11 protein-coding genes are annotated in these 18,020 nt (G+C 39.7%); 10 read left to right on the forward strand and 1 reads right to left on the reverse strand.

From position 1 onward, the window contains the following. Positions 1–100 precede the first annotated feature (100 nt). The 9 genes from H6G79_RS36385 to H6G79_RS25140 all read left to right on the forward strand — a co-directional run bounded on the left by H6G79_RS36385 (position 101) and on the right by H6G79_RS25140 (position 15,941). Positions 101–1,939, forward strand: a complete 1,839-nt coding sequence (locus tag H6G79_RS36385; protein WP_199334061.1) for a hypothetical protein — start codon at positions 101–103, stop codon at positions 1,937–1,939. 4 nt (positions 1,940–1,943) lie between these two features. Further along, positions 1,944–3,365, forward strand: coding sequence for a tetratricopeptide repeat protein (locus tag H6G79_RS25105; protein ID WP_190582630.1), 1,422 nt, complete (start codon positions 1,944–1,946; stop codon positions 3,363–3,365). 140 nt (positions 3,366–3,505) lie between these two features. After that, positions 3,506–5,755, forward strand: a complete 2,250-nt coding sequence (locus H6G79_RS25110) for a tetratricopeptide repeat protein (RefSeq protein ID WP_190582632.1) — start codon at positions 3,506–3,508, stop codon at positions 5,753–5,755. A 145-nt stretch (positions 5,756–5,900) separates the two neighbouring features. After that, positions 5,901–7,367, forward strand: coding sequence for a tetratricopeptide repeat protein (locus H6G79_RS25115; protein ID WP_190592755.1), 1,467 nt, complete (start codon positions 5,901–5,903; stop codon positions 7,365–7,367). A gap of 155 nt (positions 7,368–7,522) precedes the next feature. Then, on the forward strand, positions 7,523–8,632 hold the full coding sequence (locus H6G79_RS25120) for a tetratricopeptide repeat protein (protein WP_190592756.1): 1,110 nt from the start codon (positions 7,523–7,525) through the stop codon (positions 8,630–8,632). A gap of 166 nt (positions 8,633–8,798) precedes the next feature. After that, positions 8,799–11,135, forward strand: coding sequence for a tetratricopeptide repeat protein (locus tag H6G79_RS25125; RefSeq protein WP_190582638.1), 2,337 nt, complete (start codon positions 8,799–8,801; stop codon positions 11,133–11,135). A 77-nt stretch (positions 11,136–11,212) separates the two neighbouring features. Further along, the gene (locus H6G79_RS25130) at positions 11,213–12,670 is read left to right on the forward strand and encodes a hypothetical protein (RefSeq protein WP_190582640.1); all 1,458 of its coding nucleotides are present in this window, start codon (positions 11,213–11,215) and stop codon (positions 12,668–12,670) included. A gap of 61 nt (positions 12,671–12,731) precedes the next feature. Beyond that, complete coding sequence (locus tag H6G79_RS25135) at positions 12,732–14,252, forward strand: tetratricopeptide repeat protein (RefSeq protein WP_190592757.1); 1,521 nt, start codon at positions 12,732–12,734, stop codon at positions 14,250–14,252. Positions 14,253–14,582: 330 nt separating this feature from the next. After that, the gene (locus H6G79_RS25140; RefSeq protein ID WP_190582644.1) at positions 14,583–15,941 is read left to right on the forward strand and encodes a tetratricopeptide repeat protein; all 1,359 of its coding nucleotides are present in this window, start codon (positions 14,583–14,585) and stop codon (positions 15,939–15,941) included. A gap of 127 nt (positions 15,942–16,068) precedes the next feature. Here H6G79_RS25140 and H6G79_RS25145 read toward each other — a convergent pair whose 3' ends face one another. Next, positions 16,069–16,563 carry a hypothetical protein gene (locus H6G79_RS25145; RefSeq protein ID WP_190582721.1) on the reverse strand — a complete coding sequence of 165 codons (495 nt, stop codon included), beginning with the start codon at positions 16,561–16,563 and terminating at the stop codon, positions 16,069–16,071. A 176-nt stretch (positions 16,564–16,739) separates the two neighbouring features. Between H6G79_RS25145 and H6G79_RS25150 the strand changes: the two genes are divergently transcribed. Further along, on the forward strand, positions 16,740–17,822 hold the full coding sequence (locus H6G79_RS25150) for a site-specific integrase (RefSeq protein WP_190592758.1): 1,083 nt from the start codon (positions 16,740–16,742) through the stop codon (positions 17,820–17,822). Positions 17,823–18,020 lie beyond the last annotated feature (198 nt).

The following is an 18,020-nucleotide window of genomic DNA, read 5'->3' on the forward strand; positions in this document are numbered from 1 at the left end:
ATTATCATCCATCGAATTGCTATGTTGATGTGGCGTAAAATATCGCAACTAAATTTTCCATATATAATTTAATGTATTTATCAGGTATTTAGACGGAGATATGGCTGGTATCCCCCCACAACTGCTCAACCGATTGCGTCAAGCACTTTTAGAATGCGAGCAATTTGAGAGCGATCGCTCTCTCAGAGCAATTTTTATTTATGAGCCGCTCCGTCCTTGGCATTCTAGCTTACCCCAAGCCCAGAGCCTTACTAGCAGGGTAGATAATTTAATTGCCTTCCTGAGTGACAAGCATCGCAGCGATACCAAAGAAAATGCCCTTGTGCTGTTTGTAAGACTATTAAGCGAGCAGATAGATGAGGCGGATGAACGTCATCAGCGATTGACAGATTTAGCTTTGGAGCTTGAAAGAGCCATTGTCAGTAGCACTGTGACAAAAATAGCATCCCAAAATCCTCGTCAACCCCATCAAGAACCTACAATTTTAACCATGAATCTTCAACAAAAACAGCGGTTGGAGCAGAGACAAGAGTCACTTCAGGCTGAGTGGAATCTTAGAAGTGAGAAATTGCAGCAACTTCGACAGGCATTGGTGATTGAGTCAGGGATAGCTATCAAGTTTCAGTTGGAAAAACAGATTCAAGAAGAAGAGAAACAACTCAAGCAGCTGGAAGATGAGCTAAATTCTGTTGAGCAAGCTCTGCATCCCGTAAATGAATCCCTCCGAAAGACAGAGGATATCGACCCTCCTCCAGCGAATCGGTGGATTCAGTCAAATTCTCCCAACTTCTTCGCTTATGATGATTCTTGGGTTGGTCGTGATAGCCTGATTCGAGAATTGAGCGAGCGCATTCGTCGTCACTGCCGACTGCTAATTCTGGTTGGTATTACAGGAATTGGTAAAACGGCTCTCGGTGAACGACTGGCGGTAGAAGTTGCTGACTGGTTTGAAAATGACTGGTCACATTATTACAAAGAAAACTTTGATGATGAACAGCAAACTTCCGATTTTGCCAGTGTTGCTGCTCGTTGGCTGGAAAAATGGGGAGAAATGATTACTCCCGACGATCGCAAAGATCCACAACGGCTTCTGAATCGGCTCATTACATATCTGCGTGAGAATCGCTACCTCGTGCAAATGGACTCCCTAGAAAACATCTTACAGGGCAATGAAGATGAAGGATGGAGCAACTTTAAAGATGAATGGTGGCTGAAATTCTTTGATAGCTACCTGAAAGCAGAATCCTGTGAAAGCCGTTTTATATTGACTTCTCAAGATTTACCTGGACAAATTGAAGAAGTGGGTACGCGATCGCAAAATTTTTGGTACTGTCAAACCTTAAGTGGTCTGGAGAAATCTGAACAAATTGCTTTATTTGAAAAAACTGAGCTAGACGTAAGCCCTAACTCCACCAGTAGAACGTATTTAGAACGGGTTGGTAGTGCATACGAGGGACATCCTTTGGCACTAAAGGTCATAGCAGGAGAAATCAAAAACAAACCCTTTAATGGAAATGTGTCGGCGTACTGGAACAGATATGGCAATGAAGTGGAGGAGGTGGAAAAGGCGATCGCTGAAGCTCAAGAAGGAAACTCTATTGGCGTAGATGATAAATGGCAACTGGATCGGTTTACAAAAACGCTGAGGCGGAATGTGCGATCGCGCCTGAATAAAACCTTCAAGCGGTTGCAAGAAGATGCTAAATGGGCTTACATCATGCTGTGTGAAACTTCAGTCTATCGCTGTGCTGTCCCCGAAGGTTTCTGGTTAAGTCACTTAGAGGACTGGGAGCAAAATGAAGATGAGCAGAGGGCAGCATTGGGAACTCTGAGAGAACGTTATTTAGTTGAAGAATCGATTGAGAATGACCAACTCCTGTTGAGGCAACACAATTTAATTCGTAGTGTATCTCTAGAAAACCTAAAACACCTAGATTGAAGTTATGAGTGATATTTCTCATCTTAGCAAACTAATTTTGGACGAAATAGGCATTGATCTATCTATTTTGAAATCTCTAGAGCCAGTGAAACGCACAAATTACAAAGCAGCAATCAATTGGCTAACCAAAGAGTATAAGCTCAGTCCAAATGCATCTAATTTAAATAAAGTACATTTTCTCTTAGAGTCATTTCATCATCTTTGTGACGCAGAAGCTTGGATACAAGCAAGCAAAATACTCCTTGTCCCGATGAAAACACCTACTGGTGAAGATTTACATAATCAACTGGCTACATGGGGTTATTATCAAAAACAGATTGAGCTTTATACAAGACTTTTAAGCGAGGATAGTTTTAGTGAAAATACTATTTTTCTCAACGGCATTGCGAATGCTTATTTTACAGTAGGCAATTATTCTTTAGCTATTGATTATCATAGTCGAGGTTTAGCCCAGGAGCAGAAAAGTAAAAACCAGGAGGGAGAAGCAGCATCTTTAAAGAATCTTGGGACTGTTTACTACTCTGCTGGAGATTACACAAAGGCAATTGAACTTTTTGAGAAAAGTTTAGAACTCAGTAGGGAGTTAAAAGATTTGCACGGAGAAGCTACTGTTTTAGGTGAATTAGGTAGTGTTTATCACGATCAAGGCAACTACTCTGAAGCAATTACATGTTGGCGGAAGACTTTAGATATAGCGCAAGAATTCAAAGATTTAGAAGGAGAAGCGGGTTCTCTAGTTAACATAGGAGTTGCCTATAAAAACATCGAAAAGTTTGATGAAGCAATTGAGTGGCTTGAACAAGGTCTTCAGGTTTTTAGAACTATTGGTAATCAACAGGGTCAAGGAAAAGCACTCAATAATTTGGGAGGAGTTTATTTTAGATTAAAGCAATATGATAAAGCTCTTGAGCTATATCAAAACCGACTAGATATTGCTCAAGAATCAGGTGAACTAGAGGGTGAATTAGTAGCCACAGGAAACTTGGGCAACGTTTATAATGAGATAGGAGTTTATGAAAGAGCAATCGATTACTATCGAAAAAGCCTGAGTGTTGCTCAAACTATTGGAAACCAACTAAGAGAAGGATTGCTACTTCTGAATATAGGTAGCAATTTTTTTGCTATCAAAGAATACACAGATGCTGCTAAATATTTTCAAGATGGTCTCAAGATTCTTCAACAGCTTGGCTATCGCCGTGGAGAAGAGGTAGCTTTAAAGAATTTAGCAGCCGTATATGAAGCCGTAGGAGATCGTAGAACATCTAGATATTATCATCAACAATATTTATCCATTTCAGTTAAACAACTTAACAATAGTAACAATGATGGTCAAACAGTCAAAAGCTTTCTGATAAAAGTTTGGGATAGCTGTATAAAATTGCTCAAATTTATCACCAGTTATTTTTCCCGAATATCAGTTTATTAATCAATAAGTTCCTGATAACGTAATATGCTCTTCACAGAAAAAATAGTCAGTGTTTACGCTTGTGAAGTTTCAATTATCAAGTATTTTTTTCATTTAAATCCTACTATTACTTACAGTTATTTGCGGAGAAACTAATTAACATGGAAGGCAACTTTGAGTTAATAAATATTTCTCAAAATTTGGCTATAGCAATAGATGAGAAAAATATTGTAGCTCAGATAAAACTATTAACTAAACTGGGTAGTCTCTATTACTCTAAAGAACAATACACTGATGCTCTAAATTGCTATCAGCAGAGTTTAGCAATTTCTCAAAAGATTTCTGACCATCATTCACAAGCGATCGCACTATTCAGTCTAGGCTGGGTTTATCAGAAACTAGAAGCTGAGGATGGGCAATATGAGCAAATGCTGGCATCTCATCATCAGTGTTTGGAAATTGCCCAATCCATTAACGATCGCTGGCTAATTGCATCTTCTGCTATCAGTTTAGGACGCACCTATCTAGAACTGAAGCAGTGCAATCTGGCAATCGATTATACTCAGCAAGGGCTAGCGATCGCCCAAGAAATTCACCACCTATCGCTGGAGTTGAACGCACTAGTTGGATTGCGGCAATCATATCAAGCTTTAGGACAAACAATTCCACTGACAGTTGCATCAGTCATACCTTCGGGACAATCGGTTCTAGCAGAGTTAGGAATCAATTCAGAAGACTTGAAGGTAAACCGATACAACCCGCACCGAGTTCATTATCGAGCAGTAATCAACTGGCTCACCAAGTATCACCAGCCCCATGACACCCAGAATCTAGAACAGGTTAAAGGCTATCTGGAATCCTTTTACCATTTGTGTGAAGCAGATAATAGGAAGGCAGCCAGCGCATTAATATCCGTTAACCTGAATACACCTACACTCGAAGAATTTCACAACCAATTAAAGACTTGGGGTTATTACACCGAGCAGGCTAAACTTTACGAAAACCTCCTGTTTAAGGTCGATCCAGCATGGGATACCGTTTGTTTGAACGGTTTAGCCAACGTTCATACTGCCCGTGGAGACTATGCAGAAGCGATCGCCCTGCAACAACAACATGCAGAAATTGCGGCAGCGAACCAAGACCCACAATCGCAAGGGTATGCGCTAGGAAATATTGGACTCAACTACTATTATCAAGGGCAATACACCGATGCAATTGATTATCTCCAGCAAAGTTTAAACATTCTGCAACAGCTTCAAGACTACCGGGCAGAGCAAATGTTCCTTGGCAATTTGGGGTTGGCATACTACGGGCTGGGAGATTATCAGCAGGCTGTTACTTGTCATCAACAGGCGTTAGAACTAGCTCGAACTCATCAAAATCGTCGGGGAGAAGGGGAAGCCTTGGGTAATCTGGGCAATGCTTATGCAGGTTTGGGAGATTTTATCAAAGCAATTGAGCATCATCAACAGCACTTGGCGATCGCTCGTGAAGCCGGCGACCGTCAGGCAGAAGGAAATGCGTTAGGCAACCTGGGTAATACTTACCAGCATTTGGGTTATGCTGTTGAAGCTATTGAATATCACCAGTTGAGCCTGACCCTTGCCAGAGAACTTCAGGATCGACGAGGGCAGGCAGCTTCACTCTGTACGCTAGGCAACGCTTACTTCTCCCAGGGTAACTACTCCCAAGCAAATACCTGCTACTCTCAAAGCCTGCAAATTAGCCGGGAAATTCAAGACCGCAGATGTGAAAGTCAAGCACTTACAGGTTTAGGATTAATTGATGATGCTCAGGGTAACTATGAACAGGCAGCTGAGTATCATCAGCAAGCATTGAGGATTGCCCAAGAGATTGGCGATCGCGGTAGTGAAAGCACAATTTTGGGACATTTAGGCAATGCCTACCTGGGGCTGGAGGACTATACCAAAGCGATACAATGTCATCAGCAGAGTTTAGAAATTGCCTGGGAAACAAATGACCGCGACCAAGAACGTCTTGCCCTGGCAGGTCTAGGTGACACTGCCTTTTGTGTTGGGCAGTATGAACAGGCACTTGAGTTTTATCAACAAAGTCTGGAATTAGCTCAGGAACTGCAAAACCAACGAGGCGAAGCCACAATGCTGGGTAACTTGGGAACAACTTTGCTACAACTGGAACAATACTCACAAGCCCAACAGTATTTGCTCACAGCATTGGAAAAATCCAAAGCAATTCATTTCTTGGCAAATGAGGCATTGGTACTGCGGAGTCTTGCAGAATTGCATAAAAAATTAGGACAACTGGAGCAAGCAATGAAATACTCCAATGAAGCACTAGCGATCGCTACTGAGTTGAATATACCTCTCTTGCAAGATTGTCAGGAGCTAGCAGCGCAACTGTCAGTTTCTATATTGCAAAGCAAGTCATAGAAAAATATGAAAAGTGTTATACCTTCCAGTGCATCAGTTCTTAAACAAATAAATATTGATATAGATTCGCTCAATAACATTAAACCATATTCAAAAGTTCTTCAGAATTTGGCACAGGCATAGCCAGAGGGGTAAGTAAAAAATTATGTACTCAGTTGAGTTCCTCCCTTCTAGTCAATCAATGTTGAATGACTTGGGCATTAACTTAGATACACTGAAACGCAGCCAACTTTCACGTTGGCAGAAGGTACAGTATCGAGCAGTCATCAACTGGCTTACTAAATACAAGCCATTGCCAAACGCTTCTAATCTAGATAAAATTCGTGGCTGCCTGGAAGCCTTTCATCATCTTTGTGAACTGGAATCTTGGGAAAAAGCCATCAAAATATTTGCATTAAATCTTAACAATAATCAAAATGTTGAATTGCATTTGCAACTTGGTACTTGGGGTTACTATCAAGAACAGATTGAACTTTATAAGATGCTTTTAGGAAAAATAGAATATTCTGTAGATATTGTTTGTTTAGTTGGACTTGGTAAAGCAAACACACGGTTAGGTAATTACAATCAAGCACTAACTTACTATAATCAAGGAATAGTCATTGACCAAACTCTTAAAAAATATCAGGTAACAACAAATATACTCAATAATATTAGTGCTACTTATCGATTTTTGGCTGATTATAAAAAGTCTATTTTCTATAGTCAAAAAGCTTTAGATATTGCACAGATAACTAGTGACAAAAGTGGAGAAGCTAACGCAATTTGTAATTTAGGTATTGCCTATTTCTCGCTGAGTAATTACACTAAAGCAGTTGAGTACCATCAGAGAGAATTGCTTTTTGTGCAAGAAGTCAATGACGACGAAGGAGAATGTAGAACAAGAGCTAATCTAGGAAATGCTTTTTGCGCTCTAGGTAACTTTCCTGCTGCTATTGAACAACAAGAACAAGCTTTAAGCATTGCACAAAAACTTGAAGATAGTTATTCAGAATGTGCCGCTTTTGGAAATTTAGGAACTGCTTACAACTACTTGGGTGACTACCACAAGGCGATTGAGTTTTATAAGCAGCAATTAGAACTTGCCCAGAAAACAAAAGATCGCGCAACCGAAAGCATAGCACTTGGAAATCTTGGAACTGTGTACAGTGGGCTGAACCAACATGAACAAGGACTCGATTATCAAAGGAGACGATTAGTTATTGCTCGTATAATTGGGGATCGTGATGGTGAAGGTAAATCACTGGGAAATATAGGAATTGAATACGCTGCACTAGGGCAATATTCTGAAGCGATTGAATACTATAAACAACGATTAGCCATTGCTCAAGAGATTGGCGATTTTTGTGGACAGGCATCAGTCTTAGTTAATCTAGGGCTATCTTTATCTAAACTTGGAAGGAACTCAGAAGCATTGAGTTGTCTACAACTGTCACTGGAAATCTTCCATGAAATTGGTTTAATTTTTAGGGAAGAACAAGTTCTACTTATACTAATCAAACTTTGCCACAAATCCCAGAGACATTTATTAGCAATTAAATACCACTTCATCCTTTGTAGGCTAAAGCGGTTACAAATAAGCCAAAATCCACATAATAATTCTCTTGCTTAACAGCTTTTCTAGAATTAATTAAAAATGTGGCAAAGATTTAAAAATACCTGGGTAAAAATTATGAGTAAAGAAAGGGAGTTAGACGAGTCAACATTTACCTTTTGAAAAAAAATATTCATTTTAAAATAGTAAAAAACTAACGATTAAGAACTACAGTGAATAATTTATTTTACAGTGAGACTATATTGGCTGAAATGGGCATTAATTCCAACACAGTCAAACTTATGAAGCAAGGTCTAAAACGAACTTCCTATAGAGCAGTTATTAATTGGCTAACGAAATATAATCCTAATATAAATGCTTCTAATTTAGAGAAAAGCAAGGGTTTATTAGAAGCATTTTTTCATCTATGTGCAGTTGAAGATGTTGAAAGTGCATGGAATATAATTCATTGTCGCTTAAATACTCCAACACAAGAATATCTACTTGAGCAATTACGAACTTGGGGTTACTATCAGCAATTAGAAGATTTGTGTTCTCATCTTTTAGATAAACCTTTAGACGATACAAAATCTGCTATCTTACTTAATTGTTTAGGAGTTACTTGTAGCTCTAAAGGTGATTATAATCTAGCAATTGATTTTTATAAAAAAAGTTTATACAAAGCAACGCAATTTCTAGATTGTTTACCAGTAGGTGATATATATTGTAATATGAGCTTTTGTTATTTTTATCTAGAAAAATTTAATAAAGCAATTGAGTATGCTGAAAAAAGTTTAGAAATTGCTAAGAGTAACCAAGATGAGCGTCTACAATCCAAATCATTATACTATCTTGCCATAGCTTACTTTTATTTAGGAGAAGATGCTAACAAGACGATTAGTGATATTAAGGAAGCTATATCAATAGCTCAAAGAATACAAGCAGATTTTTTAATTGCAAAAATGATTGGTGATCTAGGCAATGTTTATTCTGAATTAGGTATGTATGAAGAGGCATATAAAATGTATCAACAACGTCTAGACATAGCAATTTCAAGGCAAGATAAACCGGGGGAAGCAATTGCATTGTGTAATCTTGGCAATCTTTTCCGAAAAATGGAAGCATGGGATAAAGCTATAGAATATTTAGAGAAAGCAATAAATATTTCTAAAGAAATTCAAGATAAGGAAACAGAAGCTCAATCATATTCTTATTTATGTCTACTTTTTGAAAAAATAGATGATAAAGCTAGAGCAATTGCCGCATGTAAACAAGCTCATTATCTTGCTCAGTTTTTGCCAATTCCTTTAGCTCAAGAATCTCATAACGCATATTTTCTGTGATGTAGGCAATTTTTGTTCGTCATGGAAACAGTGCGATCGCCACTGAGTTGAACATACCTATTTTGCGCGATTGTCAGGATTTAGCAGCACAACTGGCAACTTCTACACTGCGGGATAAACCAATAGAATAGAGATATTGGGTTGACTGCTAACCGTCGGAGATCTCATGACATTTGGTGTAGAAAATGAAATTACTGCTGCTGTAGAAGAAGTTCTTGCCTCTAATTTCGTAATATCTGGTCAACAACTTTGGGCTGAAATTGAACAGAAGCTTATCAACCCACAAGATCAAGTTTCCCGTACCGCTATTGCAAACAAGCGAGCAGTAAAAAACTGGTTAACAAAATATCAACCCAAACCAGATGCCTCCAATTTAGAAAAGGTGCATGGCTATCTGGAAGCCTTCTATCACCTTGGCATCATTGATGCTTGGGAAATTGCCAGTAATCTAATCTCCATGTCTCTAAATACACCCACCCGAGCTAATCTCCATATCCAACTGGGTGTCTGGGGATACTATCAGGAGCAGATCGGTGTCTATCAGCAATTAATTGGCAAACTCAGGAACAAAACTGGCTATATCTGGGATTCAATCTGTTTCAGTGGCATTGGTAATGCCTATCAGGCACTCGGAGATTTACAGCAGGCTCTCTATTACCATCAACAACATCTCGGTCTGGCCGTTATTGTTCAGGATCGCAACGGTGAAGGTATTGCTTTGGGGAACTTAGGGTTAGTCTACGATCTCCTGGGTGATTACTTCATGGCAATTGAATGTCACGAACAAAGTCTCAAGATTGCACAAGCTAATGAACATCGAGCAAGAGTTGGTGAGGCTTTCGGACATTTGGGCAGTATTTACTACTCTCTGGGTGAGCTGAATAAAGCAGTTGAGTTTTATGAACAGGCTTTAGCGATCGCGTGCGAAGTTGGCAATCGCATCCACGAAGGTGCTACCCTTGGCAACCTGGGTTTGGCTTATCAAGCTCTAGGAGAGTTTCATCGGGCAATTGAATGTCATCAACAGGACTTAGCCATTGCTAGAGAAATAGACGCTCATGCCGGAGTAGGGCAAGCCCTTGGCAATTTAGGACTAGCTTATCAATCTCTGGGGCGTTATCCTGAAGCCCTAGCGTGCCTGGAACAGTATCGTGCAGTTATGCAGCAGATTGGCAACCGTGGGGGGGAGGCCAAAGCACTAGGCAACCTGGGGAACATTTATCGCACTTTAGGAAAGATTAATCAAGCCTTTGATTATCATCAACAATGCTTGAGGCTGGCTGAAACTGTGGGCGATCGCGTCTTGGTTATGAAAACCCTGAATAGTTTGGGGAATGATGCCTTTTTCGTAGGAGATATGCATCAGGCATCAGAATTTTACCAAAAGGCGTTGGATCTAGCGCAAGAAATGCGAGAACAACGAACCACAGGCATTGTTCTGAGTAATTTGGGGAATATTTGCCAGATTCGAGGAGAGCATCAATCAGCCATTGCCTACTATGAGCAAGTGCTGAAAATAGCGCAGGATACAGGCGATCGAGGAATGGAGGCATCTGCTCTACATAAACTCAGTGATGCCCATGAGTCATTAGGAAGTTATCAGCAAGCGTTGCACTATATTGAGCAAAGCCTAGTGATCGCTCAAAAGATTGGAGATCCAGAACAGGAAAGTACAGTTCTCAACACAATGGGGCATCTTTATTACTGTTTGGCTGATTACCCCAAAGGAATCAATGTCCACCAAAGAGCTATGGCTATTGCCCAAGAAATCCAAAGTCCTACGCTGATAAGTGCAGCAGCTGGCGGTCTGGGCAACATTTATCAGGCTTTAGGGGATTATTCTCAGGCAATTCACTATCATCAACAGGATTTGACTCTAGCCAAGGAACTGGGAGACAAGGTTGGGGAGGGACAAGCCTCTGGCAATCTTGGACTGGCAAAGAGCGCAATTGGGCAACATGAAGAAGCTATTGTCTGTCATCAAAGAGATTTGCAGATTGCGCGAGAGATTGGCGATCGCGGTGGTGAAAGTAGGGCATTATCCAATCTGGGTATTCCCTATCACCATCTTGGCGATTACGAGCGAGCTATTGACTGTTACCAGCAAGCACTGGCGATCGCCCAAGAGGTAGGTGAGTTGCAACGTCAAGCCAGAATTCTCAAGAATCTAGGCGGCCTGCACAGATTGCAAGGTAATATTGCCAAGGGAATTGAGTGCCAGCAAGAAGCCCTAAATATTACACGCCAGATTGGCGATCTATTTGGCGAAGGCATTGCTCTCTACAATTTAGGTATTGCTTACGGCAATATCAATCAATTTCAACAGGCTGTAGAATTTTACCAGGCATCTCTAAGCATTTTTGAGCAAATAAACCATCCCGAATGGCAGACACAAGTATTAGCAAGTATAGAAAACATTTATCGTGAGTTGAAGCAATATCAGGATGCTGAATTGAATACAAACTTAACTGGAAACAATCAAAAACAACAAAACATATTATAAGTGTTAAAAAATAAGTGTTAAAAAAATTAAGTATTTCTTAAACAAATATTAAATATCTAGAATTCTGAATGTATATTATGAATAGATATCAAAATGAATTTCATACAATCACTGCAAATGATTCAAATAAAGTAGAAGTTAAAAATGCTATAGAAGAAATAATTGAAGTAGTTAAAAATAGACTTGAGCAACAATATCCTACAAATATTCCTTGCTTGTATCTTGCTCAGTTTAAAGCAATAAAGAATTGGTTCAAACGATATACATCAAACTCGGATTCTACTGCTATTGAAAAAGTAAGAGGTTATCTAGAAGCACTACATCACATTTGTAATTTGAAGATCAAAGAAGCTGCCAAATTGAATCTTTATATACCAGTAAGTATCAATAGCTCGACAGATACCCTGGTAGTTTCTTTGCAAGATTACCTTCTATATAAAGGTCTGACCGCAGAACTATTTGAAGTTATTAAAGAAATTAATTTTATAATAAACAACTTTGAAGTAGAGGATTATGATATTTTAATTCTTGAAGGTAAGGCTTTGTCTTGGTCTGGCTCATTAGGCAAAGCGTGTTATATTTTTGAACAAGTAGCTGCTAAATTGCCTCAAGACTCTCCGTTAGCTATAGAGGCTACTGCACGTTTAGGAATAGACCAAATTCGCGCAGGAAAATATGATTCGGGTTTAATCAATATTAGGCTTTCAATGAAGATACTTAAAAATCAAGATAAGAATGTCTTGAAAACTTATTTCTTAGGTATTAAAACTGACTTGATTGAAAGCCTTGCTTTTTACAATATGATGAAGTGTAATTTTAATAAAGCCTTTGAACTTTATTCAACCGTAGTAGCAATCAGAAAAGAAAACAAGTTTTTTCATAAGCTTTCTTACCCTGTAGGGCATCAAGGAATTGTAACTCGTAAGCTCTATACGCATCCTTTAAGTTTTTCTCATATAGTTTTAACCAAAATATTTAGTTATAAGTTGAATATTACTGATATTTTGAGTGGAAAGTTACTAAATTTAATCCTTAAGGAAGGCTATGATAAATCAATTTCCTACCTAAAAGAAGCTAAATCTATTGCCATAGAAAACCAAGGTGAAACTGCTTGGCTCGATCATCACCTAGCAATTAGCTTTCTTTGTAAAAGAGAAATATCTTTAGCTGAAGACTACAATATTGCGGCTCTTAATGAGAATAAAATCAAGAATTTTGATAAGGGGATTGCTGATTGTTTAGATTTGATGGGTTTTATATATCTATACAAGAATGAAGCAGACAGAGCCTATAGTAGTTTTAGAGAGGCTTTATCAATTAGAGAAGCCACTCAGAGCATACATGGAATAGTTAATTCTCAACTAAATTTATCAATTGTAGAATGGAATAAAAGAAATTACTTAAAGGCTGCTCAAGAACTTTTTCTAAGTTTTTATAGATATAACAAAATAGGACTTTTAGCTCCTGCCAGAGTTCTCAGAATACTAACTCTATTTTGGATGTGGACATTGGGTAAACGTAACTGGCTCATGTAATGTGTTGTAACCAATATTCTGCTAGTTCAAGACTCCAAAGAACTGAAACAGAGGCTGCTCAATGAATAACCAGGAAGAAAGGTTTCTTAAGACGGACGATATTGCTCAAGCTGGAAACTCTATTCTATCTCATTTGGGTATTTTTGCTGTTGATGGACGATATCAACTAGCTTCACATTTGGAACGCGCCAACTATAAAGCTGTTAAGAACTGGCTAACAAAATATCAGCCAACATCTGATGCAACTAACCTGGAGCAAATGAGAGGCTTGCTGGAATCGTTTTACCACCTGTGTGCAGTAACAGCGTGGGAACTGGCAACTGAGTTAATGTTGCTGTCAATCAATTTTGTTAATCAGGACTTGGAAGGTTCTATCATCGATCCACTCCACCTTCAGCTAGGGCGATGGGGATACTACACTGAGCAAATCCAGCTTTACAATCGACTCTCAGGTTATTGGACTCCAGAGACAGAAATGCTGTGTTTGAATGGATTGGGTTTAGCTTATCAAAGTTTGGGCAACTATTCCAGAGCCATTGAATACCATTCCCAGCATTTAGATTTGGCTAAGGAACTAGCAGACCCAAAATCCCAACAGAATGCTCTTTGTAATTTGGGAAATGTCTATGGGGCGTTAGGACAATACCCTGCGGCAAGTACTTGTTATGAACAGGCACTCAACTTGGCGCGCCAGTTAGCCGATCGCAAAGGAGAAGGCCAACTTCTGGGCAACGTCGGTGTATTACAGCGATTGCAGGGTAATTTTGAGGAGGCGATTGCCTATCATCAACAACACTTGCAGATCGCTTTGACACTGAACGATCGAGATGGGCAAGCCAATGCCTTAGAAAACCTAGGAGTGGCTCACTATTACCTGGGAGTCTACGAAATTGCCAGAGATCTCTTGCAGAGCAGTTTACGAATTAGTGCCCAAATCGGTGATAAAAAAGCAATAGCAGTGACATTGGGCAGTTTAGGCAATGTCAGCACAGCATTAGAGGATTTTCAGTCAGCTCTTCAGTACTATGAGCAACAGCTTGAGATTTCTCGTGAGATTAACTATTTGGAAGGACAAGAAAAGGCTTTGGGTAATATGGGTACGGTTTACAAAGACTTGGGCAATTACGAAGCCTCGTTAGAACACCTTCGACAAAAGCTCTCACTCGCTCGCCAACTTCAAAGCCGCGAGAGTGAAGCCTATGCTCTCAGCAACATGGGTAATACCTACACTTGCCTGGGTGAGTATGAAGAGGCGATTCGATGCCAGCAAGCCAGCATAGAAATTGCTCAGGAAATTGGCGATTGTTGGGGGTGTGCGGCTGCTATGTGCAATCTGGGAGATGCCTACCGACTGTCCAAACAATTTGATGCAGCTATCTCTAGCTTGCTGAATAGTTTGGTCATTTTTGACTCACTGCAAGCCTCTCAAATAGAGACAGTAATGGTGCTGCTGACTCAAATTGCTTTTGATCTGGGCATTGAAGAGTACGTTGAATTGCTAGAGAAACATCTGGTCATCATTCTGGACAATCAGGGTCAAGAAGCTGTTGTTACACTCAGAAAACACTTATTTGAGGAGTGAGCTATGAATTAAGATGGGGCAACAATAAGTTTCTAAACTTTCTTAAATTAGCAATAACTATATTTACTTATAAAGTATTCAGGATAAACGGCAAGATTTTAGCTAAAACCGAGCTGTCTCGATGGCGATCGCTCTCGCTGAAAAAGCGACTAAGTACCACTAGCAGAGTTGGGTGATTGCAAGAGAAATAGGCGATGGCGAGGGAGAAGGTACGGCTTTAGTAATTTTAACGGAGCTAGAGTTACCTTTAGCCAAAGAATGTCAGGGCATTGTGGCAATACTCCAAATTTAGGCTAATTTAAACCTGTAAAGCATTTTATCAACCCGAAAATGAGCAAGCAGGTAAATATTGAATATCAATCAGAGCCAAATTATCTTAACTTCCAATTTTCTGAAAACTCACTTCTAGAAACACTGGAAATCAATATAAATAACATAAAAAGTATCAAGCCTAATTGGAAACGTACACATTATAGAGCCGTAATTAACTGGCTGACAAAGTATAAACCTTTGTCAGATTCTCCAAATCCAGAAAAAATCAAGGGCTACCTGGAAGCTTTTTATCATCTATGTGAAGTGGAAGCTTGGGAAAAAGGAGGAAAAATACTTTTAACTCGTCTCAATACTCCAAGTAATGAGTTATTACACGACCAACTAGATACATGGGGATATTATCTACAGCAATCTGACTTGTATAGAAAGCTTATAGGTAAGTCAGGTATAGGATTAGATGCTATTTGTTTAACTGGCTTAGGTAAAGCATACCATGCTCAACATAAATACTATGAAGCTATTAATTATCTATTCCAATCCCTAATAATAAGATTATTAATTAAAGATATTCAAGGCTTTGGAACAAATTTAGGATATCTTGGACTTGTTTTTGATTCTCTGGGTCACAGTAATCTAGCATTAGAATACCACCATAAACATTTAGCTATCGCACGACAATTACAAGACCGTGAGGGTGAGCGGATGGCTTTGGGAAATTTAGGAAATGCTTATATAAGCTTAGGAAATTGTGTTAAAGCAGAAGAATATCATCAACAACATTTAGCTTTAGGACAAGAATTAAAACATCTTAAAAGCGAAGGAAATGCATTAGGATGTTTAGGTATTATCCACAATGCATTAAACAAACCACAGAAGGCCATTGAATTTCATAATAAACGCTTACTAATTGCACAAGCAATCCAACATCGATCAGGTGAAATGGAGGCTTTAAATAATTTAGGACTAGTTTACGAAAGTCAAGAAGAATATACTAAAGCACTCCAATATTATCAAAGAGCATTGGTGATAGCACCAGAAATTAGAGACATTAGTAGCGAAGGTAAATTACTGATAAATATTGGAAATGTTTATCGTAATTTAGGAAATTACATTCTATCTATTGAACATCTTCAGCAATCTTTGAAAATTATGCGCGAACTTCGACATCCCAGAGTAGAAGGAAACATATTGAGGTATTTAGGAAATACTTACTATTTTCAAGGCAATCACTTCCAAGCTATTGATTGCTACAAACAATCTTTGCGTATCCGACAACAATTACAAGACCAAGAAGGACAGGAGCAAATATTAATCTATTTAGGTATGGCATGTTGCGCCTTGGGAAACTACACTCAAGCTATTAAATATAATCAACAGCATTTAGCTCTTCTCCAAGTAGATAAAAATAGCTTGTGATAGAAAGTCTCAACAATAACGACTGAAACCCTAATTCTTTCGTCAACTTCTAAAAGTTTTCGATCTACTGAAAGTAGCTGCTGATTGATTTAGAAAATAGTTTAAAGGATATCAAGCACAAGCAATTTCAAAAACCCTCAACATCTTCTCCTCCCAAACTGCCTGAGTCTTCCCCAAAAATCCAGTCGCTATCACTGTCGGCATTACCTTCGCCATCCACCTGAAGATTTAAGGAAGGTATTAGCTGTTCAATTTGGCTTTCAAGTCGGGAGATCGCCAGCGTTAAAGAAGCAAGTTGCTCCCTATCCTTCTTAATTTCATTTGAAATCCCCACCCGCAATTGATTTAACCGCTCCTGGAGGGTATGTACTTCCGATTTGGTTGCAGAAGGAATATTCACCTTTTCTTCCAGGGCGGCGATTTGAGCTTTCAAAGCTTCAATTTCGGCAGCAGTTGCACTATCTGCATCATCCGGACTCTCTTCCACAAGTGCTTGTTTAATACAATTCAGCACAAACTCCTTAAAAGTGAGGCGCAACTCCTCAGCACGCTGCTTGGCCTGCTTCACCAACTCCCGATCTTCTTCAGACAGAAGTTTTATATTTATCTGTGGATAATCCACCATCACGTATTCCAACACGGCTAATACCATCATCGCATACGGGATATCCGCGGATATACAATATAGATTATTTTCAATGACTAATTTTGTGGTGCTTGGGAAACAACTATCATAAAGATACCGGGAATTACAGTTCTCGGCATCATAATTATCAGTGGGGGTTGGGGAATTTTATTATGGAAAATTTACCTGTCAAAAGCGTGGAATCACTTGCAGTTGAGGTTGTGACTCTACCGCTTGATGAAGCTCGTGTTGCGCTTGTGGATTATTATTTTCCCAACCGCCAGAAAATTAATTCCACACAACAGCTAATTGAGCTATGGGTGCATTCTGTCACTATCAAAAGCGACCAAACGCGACGGGCATATCGGCAAATTGGTTATGAGCTTGTCGATTATATGCAGTCGCGGTTTGGGATATCTGATTTGAGGATGGTAACGTTATTCCATCTACACACTTATCTGGCTTGGCTCAAGGATGAAAAGCCAGTACGGGGAAAGAAAAATACTTATGGAATTAGTAAAAATACTGCGGCTAAGTACACGGCGGCGATTAAAAGTTTGTGGGAATGGGGTACTAGAGCTTCTATTGGTTATTTTGCTATCGACTTGGGCAAGGACTTAAGCATCCAGTGGGACGATAAGCTTGCAGAGCGGATTCTGTCGGAACGCGAGATTGCTAAGTTGGAAAAAGCGGCGATGGCAGTAGACTTGCAACACAACACTAATAAGATGCATTGGCTGCTGTTTACTCTCGTCTTTTACAGTGGGGTGAGGGCGGGAGAAATTGCCCGGCAAACTTCTGATTATGGTAAGCGCATAATTACGCCGGGGTTATTTTGGCGGCAGTTTCGGGAGGATGGAGATTGTCTGTTGTTAACTGTGACGGGGAAACGAAATAAAACCAGAACTATTAGTCTCGATCCGGAGACTAGTGAGGTACTACTGGATTACCGTGGGGATGCCAGCAACGATCAGCCGGTGTTTCCTAGTCCCAGTCGGCGGGATAGGGGTAAACCTTTAAGCGATCGCGGGTTGCGACTGATGATGGAGGAAATTTCTGCTTGTGCGGGAATTAAGTTCAGCGCCCACTTTCTCCGCCACACTCACGCAACGTTGGCTAAAAAAAATGGAGCTTCTGATTTTGACTTGCAAGCAGATTTGGGCCATGCTTCCCCGGCGACAACTGCAAAGTACATTCACCACGTCGGGCGTGTTGGGACTTCTCACGCACTGCGTAAAAAAAGCAAACATAGGTAATAAAAAACGTAGGTGTACCCTACCCTTACGGGGAAGCCACTCCAGAAGGTATCGCCTCCGCTGGGCGGTTCGGCCATCGCACTCATACGCTCATGTTAAAGTCGATAAAAGCATTGCTACTTCTACCTCTTTTTCAAAACCGTGCATGAGGCTTTCGCTTCACACGGCTCCTCAATAACTCCATCCTTGTTATGGATA

Source organism: Anabaena sp. FACHB-83 (assembly GCF_014697485.1).
In the GTDB taxonomy this organism is placed as follows: Bacteria; Cyanobacteriota; Cyanobacteriia; order Cyanobacteriales; family Nostocaceae; genus Nostoc_B.